13 protein-coding genes are annotated in these 16407 nt (G+C 40.0%); 3 read left to right on the top strand and 10 right to left on the bottom strand.

Features of this window, described 5'->3' with window-relative positions; genetic code table 11:
• Positions 1-117 precede the first annotated feature (117 nt).
• From gltX to ABD985_RS05860, 6 genes are all read right to left on the bottom strand, one after another.
• Positions 118-1653 (bottom strand): glutamate--tRNA ligase, encoded by a 1536-nt coding sequence (gene gltX, locus ABD985_RS05885; RefSeq protein WP_345370237.1) that lies wholly within the window; start codon positions 1651-1653, stop codon positions 118-120.
• A gap of 316 nt (positions 1654-1969) precedes the next feature.
• Entirely contained in the window at positions 1970-2536 is a 567-nt protein-coding gene (locus ABD985_RS05880; RefSeq protein WP_345369999.1) for a pentapeptide repeat-containing protein, read from the bottom strand.
• Positions 2537-2824: 288 nt separating this feature from the next.
• Positions 2825-3523 carry a Fe-Mn family superoxide dismutase gene (locus tag ABD985_RS05875; protein ID WP_345369997.1) on the bottom strand — a complete coding sequence of 233 codons (699 nt, stop codon included), beginning with the start codon at positions 3521-3523 and terminating at the stop codon, positions 2825-2827.
• Between the two features lie 410 nt (positions 3524-3933).
• A complete protein-coding gene (locus tag ABD985_RS05870) occupies positions 3934-5253 on the bottom strand; it encodes a D-alanyl-D-alanine carboxypeptidase/D-alanyl-D-alanine-endopeptidase (RefSeq protein ID WP_345369996.1) in 1320 nt (439 codons plus the stop codon).
• 17 nt (positions 5254-5270) lie between these two features.
• The gene (locus ABD985_RS05865) at positions 5271-6320 is read right to left on the bottom strand and encodes an aminotransferase class I/II-fold pyridoxal phosphate-dependent enzyme (RefSeq protein ID WP_345369994.1); all 1050 of its coding nucleotides are present in this window, start codon (positions 6318-6320) and stop codon (positions 5271-5273) included.
• 223 nt (positions 6321-6543) lie between these two features.
• Complete coding sequence (locus tag ABD985_RS05860) at positions 6544-8016, bottom strand: nicotinate phosphoribosyltransferase (RefSeq protein ID WP_345369993.1); 1473 nt, start codon at positions 8014-8016, stop codon at positions 6544-6546.
• Between the two features lie 176 nt (positions 8017-8192).
• Here ABD985_RS05860 and ABD985_RS05855 point away from each other — a divergent pair, with 176 nt between their 5' ends.
• Entirely contained in the window at positions 8193-10241 is a 2049-nt protein-coding gene (locus ABD985_RS05855; protein WP_345369992.1) for an OmpA family protein, read from the top strand.
• 154 nt (positions 10242-10395) lie between these two features.
• Here ABD985_RS05855 and scpB read toward each other — a convergent pair whose 3' ends face one another.
• The 3 genes from scpB to ABD985_RS05840 all read right to left on the bottom strand — a co-directional run bounded on the left by scpB (position 10396) and on the right by ABD985_RS05840 (position 12234).
• Positions 10396-11013, bottom strand: coding sequence for an SMC-Scp complex subunit ScpB (scpB, locus tag ABD985_RS05850; RefSeq protein ID WP_345369991.1), 618 nt, complete (start codon positions 11011-11013; stop codon positions 10396-10398).
• A gap of 222 nt (positions 11014-11235) precedes the next feature.
• On the bottom strand, positions 11236-11613 hold the full coding sequence (locus tag ABD985_RS05845) for a TraR/DksA family transcriptional regulator (RefSeq protein ID WP_345369989.1): 378 nt from the start codon (positions 11611-11613) through the stop codon (positions 11236-11238).
• A gap of 369 nt (positions 11614-11982) precedes the next feature.
• Positions 11983-12234: a hypothetical protein gene (locus ABD985_RS05840; protein WP_345369988.1), complete on the bottom strand. Its 252-nt coding sequence runs from the start codon at positions 12232-12234 to the stop codon at positions 11983-11985.
• A gap of 204 nt (positions 12235-12438) precedes the next feature.
• Here ABD985_RS05840 and ABD985_RS05835 point away from each other — a divergent pair, with 204 nt between their 5' ends.
• Both ABD985_RS05835 and ABD985_RS05830 read left to right on the top strand, forming a co-directional pair.
• Entirely contained in the window at positions 12439-13824 is a 1386-nt protein-coding gene (locus ABD985_RS05835) for a pyridoxal-phosphate dependent enzyme (RefSeq protein WP_345369987.1), read from the top strand.
• Positions 13825-13973: 149 nt separating this feature from the next.
• Entirely contained in the window at positions 13974-14999 is a 1026-nt protein-coding gene (locus ABD985_RS05830) for a hypothetical protein (protein WP_345369986.1), read from the top strand.
• Here ABD985_RS05830 and ABD985_RS05825 read toward each other — a convergent pair.
• Positions 14986-16326, bottom strand: coding sequence for a hypothetical protein (locus tag ABD985_RS05825; protein ID WP_345369985.1), 1341 nt, complete (start codon positions 16324-16326; stop codon positions 14986-14988). The genes ABD985_RS05830 and ABD985_RS05825 overlap by 14 nt on opposite strands.
• Positions 16327-16407 lie beyond the last annotated feature (81 nt).

The raw sequence follows: 16407 nt of genomic DNA, 5'->3' as shown, positions 1-16407 counted from the left end.
TTTACTAAGGTAATCAAACAACAACTCAACTCGAATCAACGAGCGAAGCTTAATTCAACGGTTCAACGATTCAACAAAGCTGTTATGGTAGTATAACAGTTATTTATTCAAACGTAATTACGCTTCCAGCTTCTCAATCGCCACATCAATACGAGCCGCTACTTCTTCCTTACCAATAATCTCTTGCATGATCATTAGGTCTGGCCCCATTCCTTTTCCGGAAATTGCTAAACGAAGGGCAGGCATTACTTGTCCTAGTTTAAGACCAGCATCCTCAATCAATCCCATAAAAGTAGACTTGGCAGAGGCAGCGTTGAAGTCGGCATTATCCATAGCCACAATAGCGTCTTTGTATTTTGCCAATACCTCTACGGCTTCTGGCTTCCACTTTTTCTTTACAGTCTTCTCATCGTAGCTGTCAGGCTGCTGGAAGAAGAACTTACCTTCTGGCCAGAACTCGTTAGGGAATACCACACGTTCTTTCAGCTGATTAGCCACCAAGGCAGCTTTCTCTGGAGAACATTCGATACCTTCTTTTTCAAGGTCAGCCAATAGGTACTGTGCTAACTCAGTATCAGGCTTCTCTTTTAGGTATTGCTGGTTGAACCACTTCGCTTTGTCGTAGTCAAACTTCGTTCCCGCTTTACCTACACGCTCAATGGTAAATACTTCTACCAATTTCTCTAGGGTAAACATTTCGTCGTTGTTTCCTGGAGACCATCCCAGGAATGCCAGGAAGTTGATGAATGCTTCAGGAAGGAATCCATCTTCCTTGTACCCTTGAGAGATATCTCCTGTGCTAGGGTCAGCCCATTGCATAGGGAATACCGGGAACCCTAGACGGTCACCGTCACGCTTACTTAACTTACCATGGCCGTCAGGCTTAAGTAGAAGTGGCAAGTGTGCGAAGCGAGGCATGGTATCTTCCCATCCCAGGTATTGGTATAATAATACGTGTAAAGGTGCTGACGGTAACCACTCCTCACCACGAATGACGTGTGTAATGCCCATCAAATGGTCATCTACAACGTTTGCCAGGTGATACGTAGGCATCCCATCTGATTTCATTAGGATTTTATCGTCAATGGTGTGTGAGTGTACCATCACCCATCCACGTACCATGTCATTCAATCTAACCTCTTCCTTTCTAGGAACTTTCAAACGAATAACATATGGCTCACCAGACTCCAATCGACGTTTTACGTCATCTTCTGGAAGTGTCAGGGAGTTTTTCATTTGCATACGAGTGATTCCGTTGTACTGAGGGGTAGCAACTTTCGCCTTTTTCAGGCGCTCACGCATAGCATCCAGTTCTTCTGGCGTATCAAAGGCATAGTAAGCGTTTCCTTCGTCAATCAGCTTCTGGGCATACTCCATATACATGCCTTTACGCTCAGACTGTCTGTATGGGCCACACTCGCCCGGATTCCACGGAGACTCATCAGGAGAGATTCCTACCCATTCCAATGATTTCTGAATATACTCTTCTGCTCCCGGTACAAAACGTGTTTGGTCAGTATCCTCGATTCTTAGAAGGAACTCACCATTGTTGTGTTTTGCGAAAAGATAGTTAAACAATGCTGTTCTAACTCCACCGATATGTAGAGGTCCTGTGGGGCTTGGTGCAAATCTTACCCTTACTTTATCCATTATTAATTGTCTTTATTTATGCCTGTATTGAATTTTTTACAAGTCTAGGCGTTTTTCACGCGTAACCGCAAAAGTAATTAAAATATGTTCCTATTGACAAACTTAATAGATTGAAAGTTTGTAGACGATGAGATAATCGCTTATCGTTTTAAAAAAGTTGATCGCTTATTGGTTATCGCTTATCGTTTAAATAACTTCTTTCACCGCTCACCGCTCACCGCTCACCGCTCACCGCTCACCGCTCACCGCTCACTGCTCACTGCTCACTGCTCACTGCTCACTGCTCACTGCTCACTGCTCACTGCTCACTGCTCACTGCTCATAAGACCTTGATTTGATACTTCTGTAACAGTCCAATCAGATTTTCGGTAGAAAAAATAGCTCCTTTGACTACGTTGTTCTCAGGATCAATGGAGAAATTAAGAGCCGTACTTAAGTTTGCTTTGCGAAGGTTTGTTCGATCAAACGTGCTGCCAACTAGATCACAGGATTGAAAAACAGCTTCCTCTAGCTGTGTTTCTGTAAAGTCACATCCTTGCAGTTTACTGTTAAGGAAGCGCGTTTTTTTCATTTTTAATTGGTAGAAGGAGGAGTGAGAGAGATTACATTCCTCAAAGGATACGTCAAAGCCAAATGTGTTACATTCTTCGAAATGAATGCCCAATAACTTGCATGATTTGAATAGCACTTCCTGTAGTGCGGTATCGTGTAATGTGACATTACTCAGATCACACTCCTCAAATTCGCACTCCAAAAAACGAGTACCGGATAGGTCTATAGTAGAAAAGTTACAGTTTTGAAAGCGACAATATTCGTAAGTATTTCCAGTAATGGCTCCTTCCTGGAAGTTGATGTTATTAAAAGTTTGTTCTTCGTAAATGCTCATTGTCAATTGAATCGTTCAAGATGTCGATTTAGTTTATCGGCTATCATTAGAGCTTGTTTGGAATACGTCTTCAGATAGAAAATTCCTCTAATCACTGTTCAAATCAACTCAAATTTTTGACAAATAGAACCACTATTATTCTCAAATTTGAATCAATTTGAACAGGTTATAGAAATTTTCTCTATCTAAATCAGTATTCCAAACAAGCTCTAAAGTTCTGTTATCTACTTTGTTTCAATGATAATCGACAAGCAATAAACAAAAAGATAACCGATAAACCACTTAACATTACTTTGACGCTTCCATATACTTTTGCTCTACCACTTCCCAGTTAATGGCTTTTAAGAAATTATCGACATACGTAGCGCGATCATTCTGATATTTGAGGTAATAAGCATGCTCCCAAACATCAATACCTAAAATAGGGGTACCGTAAGTATTTTCGACTTGACGCATTAAGGGATTGTTTTGGTTAGGGGTATGACAAATGAATAACTTTTTATCGTCTCCCAAACAGACCCAAGCCCATCCAGATCCAAAGACACCTAAAGCTGCAGACCGGAAGGTGACGAGAAAATCCTCGTAAGAAACAAAGGATTGTTCGATAGCCTCTTTCAGGGTTTTTCCAGGAAGCTCTTTTCCTCTTGGTGTGAGTGTTTCCCATAAGAGGGAATGATTGTAGTGTCCTCCAGCATTTTGAAGGATATTTTCTTCTACAGTAGTTACTTGCCCTAGAATATCTACTAGAAGCTTTCCTTCTAAAGCACTTCCTTTCAATGCATTATTTAGTTTTCGGACGTATCCTGCGTGATGTTTTTGGTGATGTATATACATGGTTTGCTTATCAATAAATGGTTCGATAGCATCATAGGTATATCCAAGTTGGGGGAGTTCAAAGGGTTTGTTTCTTGCAAGTAATATTGTAGGAGCTAGACTAAGTGCTAAGCCTGTCCATCCAGCTTTCTGCATAAAATCTCTTCTTTCCATAGTATAGTGTTTGGGTTTTGTTTCCTTAACAAAGGAGTGAAGAGAATGGTTGAGAGAAGAAACGAAGGTGTAATGTAGTGGAGGTTTATAGATACAATAAGTAGGCTGTAAATTGATCGGTTTTAGTAAAAAGTGCACGAATATGAACACATTTGATTAGATGGGATATTAGGTGGTTGGTATTTAATTGATTGTTTTTCACTGTTTTGTGAGTTTTGGTACGTTCATGGTGACGTAATGAACAAGTGTCAAATTAAGAAACTAACGACTTTGCAAATGAGACCATAAGTCTCTCAATATATTTCTAGTGTCAGATTAACTACCTACAGTGAATAGTGATTAATTTTCAATTTTCAATGATTAATTAATGAATAGCAAATCGTTGAAAATTGAAAATTAATCATTAAAAATTAATATAAGTCTCTCAATTCTTTCAATACCGCCTCCATTTTCTCCTTAATACGTGAACTACTGCTCATATAATGGTTATGCATATAGCTGAAGATTAAAATCTTTCCTGATTTCGTAATCAGATAGCCACTAAGGGAATGGTTATTGGAAAGTGTACCAGTTTTTCCATAGATATATGGACTTTCCGCTTTGTAAAATCGACTCAATGTACCACTCTCACCACTTGCAGCCAGCATATTGAACAAGCGATCCTGAGGGATACTATGATAAAGCCTGTTGAATACGTGTACGGTATTTCTAGGAGTAAATAGGTTGTAGCGTGATAGTCCAGAACCGTCTACCCATCTTGGAGTATCAGGCAACTCAGGGAGTAGGGAATCCAGCGCATGACGAATCATCTTTCGGGAAGAAAATTCATCAGTCAATTCATTATGACACATTAATAGTAATTGCTCCGCCATGAAATTATCACTGGTTTGCATCATTACTTTTAGAAGGGAGTCAGTGGAAACGCTATTCACAAAATAACGTTCTTGCTCGTTTACAAATACAGGGTCATAGGGCTGTATTGGTATCTCACGGTTTAGAGTATCTTCTAATAATTGAATATTTAGTTCAGAGGAGTGAATAAATGGGATTTGCTCATTCATGTCAGCATTTTGTCCATACCTCAGGGTGAAAATATTGGACTTAAGGTCTCTACGTACAGAGGTATAGCTGCTATCCGGAATGACGAGTAAGGAGTCCACAAAGGCCATAGGGGATAGGTTGAAGAGCTCTTCTTCGGGTTGTTTGCTAACTGTAATGACGTTGCCATAGATCGGGAAAGCACTTCGTTCTGCTGAGTAATAATCATTGTAATCATCCCAGGCCCATCCTGGTCCAAAAGCACCCTCATAATAAGGCTTGTCCAGAAAAACCAATGTCTCCGTTCTGTTTTTTAAGAACTCCAAAACACGATCTTGCTCTTGCTCCATATTAGGGTTAAGGAGAGAGGGATCTGCTGTGCCCCAGAAAAAAAGAGAATCATTGCGTACCGTATATTCTAAGCCTTTGATCGAGTCTCCCAATATCCTTAAGGAAGTATAGAAGGTATAGATCTTGGTATTGGAAGCAGGAGTAAAGTAACGGTCGGCATGATAGTCATAGATCATTTCTCCCTTTGCAGGGTCGTACACAGCCAAGCCAGCCAGGTATTGTAATTCTTTCTCACTGTCAGTTACAGTACGGTGTATCTGTTTTACTAACTGTTGTTGCTTACAACCAGCTAGTAGTAAGAAGGCTAATAAGGTAAAAAATGCTAAGTAGTTCTTTTTCATAATCACGTTTTTAATAATCAATCACTTTTCACTTTTTCCATCTCTTCCAGTTTCTCCATCAAATAATCAAGGTCCGAAGCTGTATGCGTGGCATTAATCACAATTCGATTGAGTAAAGGGGAGGTTGCAGTAGGATAATGGAAGCTTGATATGACAATATTGTTTTGCTGAAGGTAGGCAGCCATCGCTTCTTTCTTTCCTGCAAAGACAGGGTAGTCTTTAAGGGTTTGGAAGTGATTTTGAATGATGCTTTCCTTTGTTATCTGTTTCAGGTTAGTACTTAAAAGGCTTTGTTGTTGCCTGATAATATCCATGGCATGTATAAAAGCATGTAAAAACCCTGGAGCAGCAGGAGAACTGCCTCCAAATAGCGGATTACCTTTAAGGGTATCAATGATATTGCGGTCTGCTAGAATAATGCCTGCTGGGAGACTATAGGCTTTCCCTAAAGAACCAAGCAATACCAACTTGATATGATATAGTTGAGCAATCTTAGTTTTTAATTCGTATAGGAGTTGATCAGCAACACCAAAAGCATGGGAAGCATCTACTACTAAGGTTATCTCCTTTGTAGGGTCTGTATCGTGTAGCCATTCAAAATCAATAGGTTGACAGAATAGAGGGTCAACAGCATTACAGAAAATAGTCACAGGACCTTCGTGAGCATTAATAACTGCTGCACCATGTTGATCGGCCTCCAGAAATATATTTCCCTCAGGCTGGTAGAGACAAGGATGTGTCCCTTTAACATAGAACCTGGGCATATCTTTAGAGTAAGCTTGTACAAACAACTGTGCTGCCAGCGTTCCAGAGGAAACCACAAGACTGTCTTCGGAGTACATCAGTTCAGCAAAGAAACGTTCGAATTGATCATAAATGTCCAATCGTAGGTTACCAAGCCTGGAAGCACCAAAATAGTGTCCGTAGCGAGAGAATCCTTCCATAAGAATTCCCCTGAAGCCAGTGTGTACATCTAGTCCCAGATAGGCCGTTCCTCCAAAGTACAAGTTTTCTTGTCCTTGCTGAAGAATACTTCTCCCCGATATTTTATTGGTGTCAAAATGCATAAGTCTTAGGATTAAAAAGACCTTGAAGGGTCCATTGTAGAAGCTACTATATTCTTGAAGAGGAAAAAAGTAGGAGGATGTAACTACTAGACTAAATGATAAGTTTGTAATTGGAGTAGTTACGGATCGTAACGTTATACGTATAATGCTACGACCCGTAGCGGTCTTATGCAGTGCATCCTATTTACAATGTTTTCCTAAGAGCTTGTTAACCATAAGGGGACTAAATTCCTTCTACCTTTATAAGTTCTACTCTTAAATGATGCAAGTTTTCTTCTAGTCCTACGGGATAGCTATGGGGGTTACTTAATCGTTTAATCCCTTTGTGTAGCTTTTGTAACTCTTGCTTGGTCCGCTCCCTACTTTCTTGAATACTAGGAGATTGATAAACGAGTTTCCCATTTCTGAAAATAGGGTGTAAGAGATCTTCATATGGTGTTTCCTCTGAGATCTTTTTATTACGGAAAGCGTTATTTGGGTCAATAATACAGCTACTCTTTGAAAGGGGCTGTAGCTCATTGTAGATCATGTCTGCCATGTATTGCCCGTCATCATACGTATACCTTCTGACTTGTTGCATGCCCGGAATGGATACCTTAATCATCTGTTCGGAAAGTTTAATTTTAGGCAACCATTCCTGTGTAGGGCTACTGCGAATACAGCCTAGTTTATATACTCCTCCTAAGGCAGGTTGATCATGGGCCGTAGCTAAACGTGTACCTACTCCCCATACAGTAATTGCTGCATCCTGTTCATTCTTTAAGCTGGAAATTAAGTATTCGTCCAGATCGTTGGAGGCTACAATCGTAGTGTCCGTAAGGCCGGCCTCATCCAATAATTTACGAGCCTCAATACTTAAGAAAGCTAAGTCACCAGAGTCCAGTCGAATTCCCGCCAGTCGATGCCCTTTTTGTTTTAAGTCTAAGCCAATCTTGATGGCATGCTTTACTCCTTCAATGGTATCATAGGTATCTACAAGGAGTGTACAGTTATTTGGTTGGGCTTGTGCGTAGGCTTCAAACGCTTCTGTTTCATTGTCATGGGCCATCACCCAGCTATGGGCATGAGTTCCTTTTACGGGAATGCCAAAGAGTTTTCCAGCCAATACATTGGAGGTGGCATCACAGCCTCCGATATAAGCTGCCTTACTGGCACTGATACTTCCATCTATACCTTGGGCTCGTCGTAGCCCAAACTCCAGGACTAGATCATCTTTGGCTGCTTCTTTGATACGAGCCGCTTTGGTTGCAATCAATGTTTGGAAGTTAATGATATTTAGAATAGCTGTTTCCAGAATCATGCATTGTAGTAGGGGGCCTTTAACCCTTAGTAAAGGTTGATTAGGGAATACAGGAGTACCTTCAGGAATGGCGTCTATATCACAATCAAATTCCATCGTGCGGAGGTAGTCAATAAAGCCGCTTTCAAATAGAGGGCTTCCATCATTTCCTTCTAGTTCCTGAAGATATGCCAGATCGGATTCTTCAAAACGGAAATTCTGCAGGTAGTCAATGATCGTGGAAAGTCCACAACTAATGGCATAGCCACTATTGAACGGCGTTTTCCTGAAGTAAGCATGAAATACAGCCTCTTTTTGGGTTGCTTTATTTTTCCAAAGACTATAAGCCATGGTGAGCTGATAGAGGTCTGTAAGAAGTATCAGGGAGGTACGGTAGATTTCGTTGAGTAGGTTCATAAAATTATAATGTGATGGAATCAAGAAATAGCTTGGACTATTTAAGTTAACGCTCGTTAATTTAAGGACTTTTTATAAATTCATTGACATCTGTTTTGTTCTGAAGCGTATTACCCCTTCCATATCTATAAGAGAAGGGGGGCATTATTGCTTGACCGACTAACTCTTAATAACCTATGTACTTTCAACTATTACGGATACTTACTATATCCTTTATTATATTATTTCATGCAGGGAGTATTGTTGCTCAATATCCGGCAAATATCAAATGGGCTGATGCCCTTTTAGGGATCTCATCGGAACAAGTAGTTTCATTTCGAACAAAGCAATCTAAGGGAGTGCAGGCTTTGGGTATTCCAAATGTACTGCCTTGTGCTGGTCCATCGTATTGTGCCTGGTCTCCGGCTTCTCAGAATAACCCTAAAGGAGAATGGATAAAGGTAGGCTTTGAAGAAGCTCGTTCGATTCGACAAGTAGCCGTAGCGGAGAGTTTTAATCCAGGGAGTATACAACGCATTGTTCTTTATGACGAAGAAGGAGAGAAGCATACCGTATATGAGATATTTAAAATAAATCCTGTAGCCCAGAAAGGACGTATGTTGAATGTCATTTTGGAAGAGATGACTCCTTATAAAGTAGTGGCAGTTGAAGTAATCATGAACACTTCGGCGGTAAAGGGCTGGAATCATATTGATGCAATTGGTACCTCTGATATGGTGGAACCCATAGAAGCATTGATTCATTTGGATTATGACGAGGATCGTAAAATCAATAAAGTGACCCACATGGATGCTGCTATCAATACGCCATATGATGAAGTTTTTCCTGTGGTCAGTCCTGATGGTAACACTTTGTACTTTACAAGGAAAGATCATCCCGAAAATATTGGAACAGCACACAATGATGATATTTGGGTCTCTCGAAAGATGGAAGAGACAGGTTGGTGGTCTTCTCCTGTTAATATGGGATCTCCTCTTAACGACTATAATCACAATTATGTTTGTGCGGCTCCTAATGAAGGGAATACGTTACTGTTAGGGAATCAATATCATAGGGGACAAGAAGCGACTAGTGGGATCTCAATAAGTCATTTTTTAGAAGGAAAATGGAGTTATCCCGAAGCATTAAAGATAGATGGGTATCATAATCATAGTAGCTTTAGCGAATACTCTATGAGTATTGATGGAAATGTGATGCTGATGGCTATAGAGGCAAATGATAGCCATGGAGATAGGGATTTATATGTGAGCTTCAGGCAAGACAACAATACTTGGACAACTCCTATGAATCTAGGAGCTGAGATTAATTCAGCAAGTACAGAACTAACCCCTTTTCTTGCTGCTGATGGGCGTTCTCTTTTCTTTGCTTCTATGGGGTATAGTGGATTTGGGTTGGCAGACTTATATATGAGTTATAGACTAGATGACTCTTGGCAACATTGGTCCTCTCCTGTAAACCTAGGGCCGAGAGTTAATTCAGCAGATTGGGAGTCTGGGTATACCATGGACAAAGAAGGAAAACAGGCCTTTTTTGTGTCTTATAAAAGTGGGAATCATCAACATGCTGATTTATTCCAAATCGATAGAGAAGGCCTTTTGGGAAGCCAGTGGTATAAGGTCAAAATGGATAAAATCATCCTAGTGAAGGATCAGTACACAGGAGAACTACTGAGTAGTAGGATGCAGCTAAAGCAAGATACTACCTTGATAAATGTATTGGAAGGCGCTGCAATGACTTTGCATTTAGCCGAAGGAATCTACGAGGTAGTATTGCAGGCAAAAGGCTATTGGGGTACTTCTCGTATGTTTCGAGTGACAGAGCAAGATGCGGCTACAGATACGCTAGAGGTATTGTTGCAGCCTTTAGAAGAAGGTATGTTGGTTAACCTAAAATCAGTATTGTTTGAGCGTACCAAAGCCACTTTGTTACCTTCGTCTTATAGAGATTTACATAACCTGATAGGGGTGTTATCTATGAATGAGAATATAAAAATACTATTGGAAGGACATACGGATACTGAAGGAAACCCTAGGGCTAATTTATACCTGTCCAGAAAAAGAGTCGAAATGGTCAAGCGTTATTTGATAAAGAATGGAGTAGAGGAGGAACGTATCGATGTGAAGGCATTTGGAGGACAGCGTCCACTAACGTCAGGTAGAAGTGAGCAGGATAAGCAAAAGAACAGAAGAGTGGAAGTGAGATTATTAGGCAATGACACTCCTTAGTTGAGCGTGCTACGCACTGTTGAGTAGCACTTCGTGCTGTTGAGGTTCACCTTCGGTGAGTTGAGTTTGTAGAATGAAGCTCTATTCAACAGTATGACGCCCTGCTCAACAGAGCAAAGCGCTACTCAACCAGCGGCGCAAGCCGCCTCAACAATTATTTCTCTTCCATTAAAGGAAGTGCTTCTTTTTTGCTGTTAATATCTATTTCTCCTGTAGCAACATCTCCAATCTCATTCAAGTCTTCTTCCCTGAATTCTTTTGGAGAAGGAAGGTCTTTGATACTATTGATGCCGAAATAGTCTAAAAATTTCTCAGAAGTACCATAAAGAAGCGGACGCCCAATAGCCTCAGATTTTCCTTTAATTTCTACCAGATCCTTATCAAGTAATTTCTTTACGGCATAATCACAACCGACACCCCTGATTTGTTCTAGCTCTGTCTTGCTGATCGGTTGCTTATAGGCAATAATGGAAAGGGTTTCTAAAGCTGATTTGGATAATTTCTTATTGGAGCGGTTCTTAAGAAAGGCGCCCACACTGTCATTACACTCTTCCTTGGTCATAAATGAGTATCCCCCTGCAGACTGTACGATCTCAAAGGCATAGCCTCCTTTTTTGTATTTTTGTATCAATGTAGCAATCGCTTTATTTATTTCTTCTACATTGACCATATCTCCCAGAGACTCTTGTAAGGCATTAAAAATCTCCTCAACGGTAACAGAGGAAGGGGCACAAAAAATAATTGCTTCTACGTGTTTGACTAGGGTACTCATAAGTTATAAAAATCGATTGGCCATAAAGAAGAGTCTGGAACAGACTCTGTCAAAAATACAAATTATATCAAAGATATACGTTTGTAATGCTGAAGGAGAAAGGATGAAGGAATAAAAACCTTGTATGAAGGTGCTTTCCTTTATCTTTTCTCCTTTATTCATTTGAAGGCTGGTTTCAGCGATCAAATAGTCTTTAAATAATGTTTTTTAGTAGTTGCTTAACTAACTCTTGGCAAGTTTTGCTTCAATCGAATGCATCGTATGAGGGACGGCACGAAGACGTTCTTTAGAGATGAGCTTTCCAGTGTCAATACAGATGCCGTAAGTACCATTTTTGATTCTGATCAACGCTTTCTCCAATTGCGTTTTATACTTAAGGGTACGGGCAGCTAACTGATTTAGTTGCTCCTTTTCGTAAGCGTCCGCTCCATCTTCCAGTGTTTTTCCACCAGAGTGATTAGAGTCTTGTCCACTGCTTCCTTTACTAATGGAAACTTTCAAGTGCTCAAGCTCACTGTTTGCTTGATCTAACTTCGCCCGAATGATTTCCTCAAATTCTCGAAGTTCTTCTGTACTGTAGCGTAATTGTTCTGTTGCCATAGTTAAAATCAGTTAGTTTGGTTTGAGATTGTGAAGGTCCTCTGCCCAAGCTGCTGATAGCTTGTGTAGCAATGTATACCGCTATAATACAATAACGATATGCCACTGTGCTAGGTTGCCACAAAAATAAAAAATATATTCTAATTTTTGTCTAAAACTATGCCGAGTTTTTATAGTATGCTATACTATACAGGAAATAAAAGTAGGAGTTCTTTAGGTAGTGCAATTAATAATTTGTTTAATTATACTTTTTTGGGAGGAATTTTTTTGATGATCAAAAAAAGAGGGATAGAGTGTATTGAGAAAGTCCAAATTCAAGCATAAAAAAAGTACCAGTTTAACACTGGTACTTTATTAATTAAACAATTCCTATATGAGCTGCTTTAGGTCAACTTGTTCGCAATACTTGAGTAACTCTTCCGAGTCGTTAATCACTCGTATGTCTGCAATATGTAGTGACTCATTCTTGACAATAACTTCTAAATAAGTACCGCCAATACAATATAATTCAATTCGCTCATCCCCAATCACCAAAGACACTAGCATTTCAGCATAATTATATAGCGTTTGTATCTTCTTTTCATAGGACATTCCGTTAAAGAATGTAGTAGAAATTTTCATATAGAAATAAAGATGGTTCGGCTGACAATATATTTATTTTTTTTATAAGAGAATAAAGAATATGATAGAACTTTCCTGTTTCCGTTTCTAAGTATCTGTAAATAAATAGGTTGTGAAAAGTGGTTTTTTGGAGATTAAAGAGGCTTTTATTGTAAGAAATCCATGATTTTGTTAATTTATTTAATCACAAACTAACCCACTACTATGAAGTATTCAGACTCAATTATAGACACTATAGGCAATACGCCATTGATTAAGCTCAACAAATTAGCGGAAGGAATTCCAGGGACGATTCTTGTAAAACCAGAATATTTTAATCCTGGTAATTCCATGAAAGATCGTATGGCACTCAAGATGGTTGAAATGGCAGAAGAAGAGGGTATACTCAAACCAGGAGGCACGATTATCGAGGGAACCTCAGGGAATACAGGGATGGGATTGGCCTTGGTAGCGATTGCGAAGGGGTATAAATGTATTTTTACCGTATCAGATAAACAGTCTCAGGAAAAGATCAATATCCTTAGGGCAGTAGGTGCAGAAGTCATCGTTTGTCCTACTAACGTAGCCCCTGATGATCCTCGTTCTTATTATTCAGTAGCGAAGAAGTTGAATGAGGAAATCCCCAATTCATTTTATCCTAACCAATATGACAATCCAGGGAATGCCTTGGCGCATTATGAAACTACTGGGCCAGAAGTATGGGAGCAGACAGAAGGGCAAGTGACGCATTATGCTGCTGGAGTAGGTACCGGTGGGTCAATGTGTGGTGTTGCTCGTTATCTGAAAGAGAAAAATAAGGATATTGTGACGATTGGCATGGACAGTTATGGGTCCGTTTTCAAGAAGTATAAGGAAACGGGGATTTTTGATGAGCGAGAAATTTACCCTTATATGTTGGAGGGAATAGGGGAGGATATCTTGCCAAAGAATGTTGATTTTGACTTAATTGATCAATTTATCAAGGTATCAGATAAGGATGCAGCGGTAATGACAAGAAGAATGGCCAGGGAGGAAGGGCTGTTTATCGGCTGGTCTTGTGGTGCGGCAGTACACGGGGCCTTGCAATACGCCAAAGAGCACTTGAAGGAAGGGGATGTGATGGTCGTTATTTTGCCGGACCATGGTACCCGTTACTTGAATAAGGTATACAATGATAGCTGGATGAAGGATCATGGCTTTTTGGAAGAACGAGAGTTTGCTACAGCAGGAGATATTATTGCCCAACGTCCCCCTTCTTCCCAGGTGCTGAGTGTATCTCATAACACATTGGTTGGAGAGGCCGTACGTTTGATGAATGAAAAAAACATTTCCCAACTTCCAGTAACAGATAATACTACCTATGTTGGTAGCCTGGTGGATTCTCATGTTTTACAACGCTTGATTGAGACACCTGAACTGAGTCAGGCTGCTGTAAAGGAAGTGATGGATTTGCCATTCCCTTTTGTTAGTATAAAGCATACGATAGATGTATTGTCTTCTTTGATGCAGCAGGAAGCCCATAAAGCAGTATTACTCCGTGATGAGCAGGAAAAGGTGCATATTATCACTCGACACGATTTATTGGGAGCGATGACAAGACAAGGGAATTAAATCCACGGTGCTTTACATTTATTAAAAAAACAGAAAATAACAGGCAGTTCCCATTAAACCTTTTATCTTTGCACTCCAAATCAGGGGACCCCAATCCCCTGATGTTAAGCGTTTGTTGTCCCCATTTTTCTAATTAACCTACAGAATTTATGCTTTCTGAATCAAAAAGAGAAGAACTGCTACAGCTACTGCAGTTGCTTGAAAGCGACCGATCCTTAGGAGTTTCTGAGTTCAAGAAAAAGGTATCTGCTATTGTAGGCGTACAGAAGGCAGAACTTTTTGTCGATATATTTATTAATGAGCAACAAGGGTTGAAGCAAGAAATCTTCAATCATGTGGAAGAGAAATTTCAGGAGAAATTACGTGAAGGTGCGCATCGCTCTGTGGTACGTTATATTGAAAAGCATTTTCCTGCTGGATTGATGTTGAACACTTCTTCCTATCTGAAAGAAGTGTATCGTAAGTTAGAGCGTATAGAAGCCCAACAGCAAAAATCAGAAAAAGATCCTTTGCCAGAAACCGTGGCTTCTCTGCAGACAGACCTTCGTTCCTTAGAACGTCGATTTGAGGAAATAGATGTGTATACTGATCATTTGGAGCAGAGACTAGCCAAGCAGGAGAAGTTATTTTCAGGACAAGTACAACAACTGCAGGCACAGTTGGAAGCACTCCAACAGCAACAGGCTATTGTTACAAAAGAGCTAACAGAGAATAAAAAGGTAGCTCCTGAAGTAGAAGAGAAGGAAGAAGTAACCCAAGAGATTACTCTCCATTCTAACTCATCCATATCTTCATCAGGAGAGCTACATATGGAGTTATTACCCGAAGAAGGAGAAAATGCCGAGTTTGCTAGAGTATCAGAAACAGAGGATTATTATGCCTTGGGAAAAGGAGGGCATTTTCTGGACCTTAGTAGGGTAGATAAAGGATTTGATCGACAGTTCCGCTTGACAGTCATCAATGAAGATGAGGCAGCTTTTGAGCTGATTAATCATCCTTTGAAGATACAGCAGGCCAATACACAGTTTGAGGATTCTATTCTTCCTTTTGTAGAACTGGCATCAGGTAGCGCTCCTGAAGCAACGACCAAGGTTAATGTATTGCAAGCAGGCACTGCCGTGAAAGAGGCTGAGGGATGGGTTGTCAAGGAAAAATGTGTGATCACTTATTGTTAAGAGGGTGGGAGTTATTTTTATGAAAGGCTGGAATTCCACTTATGATCAATAATAATAGAAAGGAAAGATACCCTACCTTATACCTTGATAAAGTGCCTAGGTTAGGAGAGGCAAACGCCAACAGGGGGATCAGTAATGCAATATAAGGAAGTACTGCCCATAAAAAGGGGAGTGCTTTTTTTTGTACTTTCCATGACCTGAAAAAATAAATACTGGTCATTGAGAGTAGAAGCAGTAAACTATTCTCTATACTTTGAAGGGTCTGAAGTAAGGTGTTTTTCTCCCAAAGATAAGGCCTAAAAAGCCCCTCAGTAATGGCTTGTGGTACATGGGAAATAAATGAGCGTAAAGTAGGTCGCAGATCGGGTATAAGGATGCTTTGATGTACGGTGCCCGATAGTTTTTCGTAGTTAAGGTAAATCACTTCTAGTACTCGTTCTATTTGCAAGTTGGGGTGGCTAACGGTCATAGCTCCAATGACTGTTAAAAGAAGTACACAAGACATAATGAAAACCCTGAGAGGGGGATACTTCCAGCGAATAATGAATAGATAGGAAGTGACTAGAATAAGTAAACAAGGGAAGTAGATAGCAAAGTAATAGTATTTTAGTCGAAAAATCACCCAAAGTAATCCTCCAACTCCAAGGAGAAGGGAAAAGGATTTGATCCCTTTAAATTCACGTAATAATAGGATGACGATAGCAGTGCATAATCCAATGGCACCTAAAAGTATACTTTCTTTCATGATACCACTACTCCAAAAAGTGACACTGGGATAGAAAAGGAATGAAACAACGATCCCACTTCTTAAAGTAGGAAATTGCTTGTAAAGCTGTGTACTCAGTACCCAACATCCCCAAAAACTAAACAAACTGAAGTAGCATGCCGTAACCCAATAGTTGTTATTGGTGAGTATGTTGACTAGACTGATCCACTTGGCCATAAACACCGCACGCTCATTCCGGTTACTCAATTGAAGCAGAATGCTTTCTGGGTAATCTTCTGTGCTGTGCAGTAGAAAATCCAGGTACTGAGGTATAGATTCCTTGAGTACCTGATGAAGGACTATTCCATCTTTAAATAAGGCGAAAGTATCCCCTCCTTGATAATAATAGGTATATACCCATCCTACCAATAGTCCACATATCATCTTAAATAGTAAAGCAGGAAAGAAGTATTTCTTTAACGGAGAGGATTTTGTGATACGGTGGAAGGTAAGTATAAAAAAGAAGAGGAGGAGTATACCTATGATGGTCATCTTATGGCAGGTGTTCAGTAGTACAATAACAGTTTGTTCATAATGTTTAGTTAAGCTTTGCTCGTTCATATTGTTTAGTTGTTTTTTTGTATCAATAAATCTCAACTAAACATTATGAATGAGCGAAGCTCAACTGAACAACATGAACAA

Source organism: Algivirga pacifica, from assembly GCF_039543525.1.
Taxonomy (GTDB): Bacteria; Bacteroidota; Bacteroidia; order Cytophagales; family Flammeovirgaceae; genus Algivirga; species Algivirga pacifica.
The sequence above is the reverse complement of the archived record's forward strand: the minus strand, read 5'-3'. Positions and strand labels throughout refer to the sequence as shown.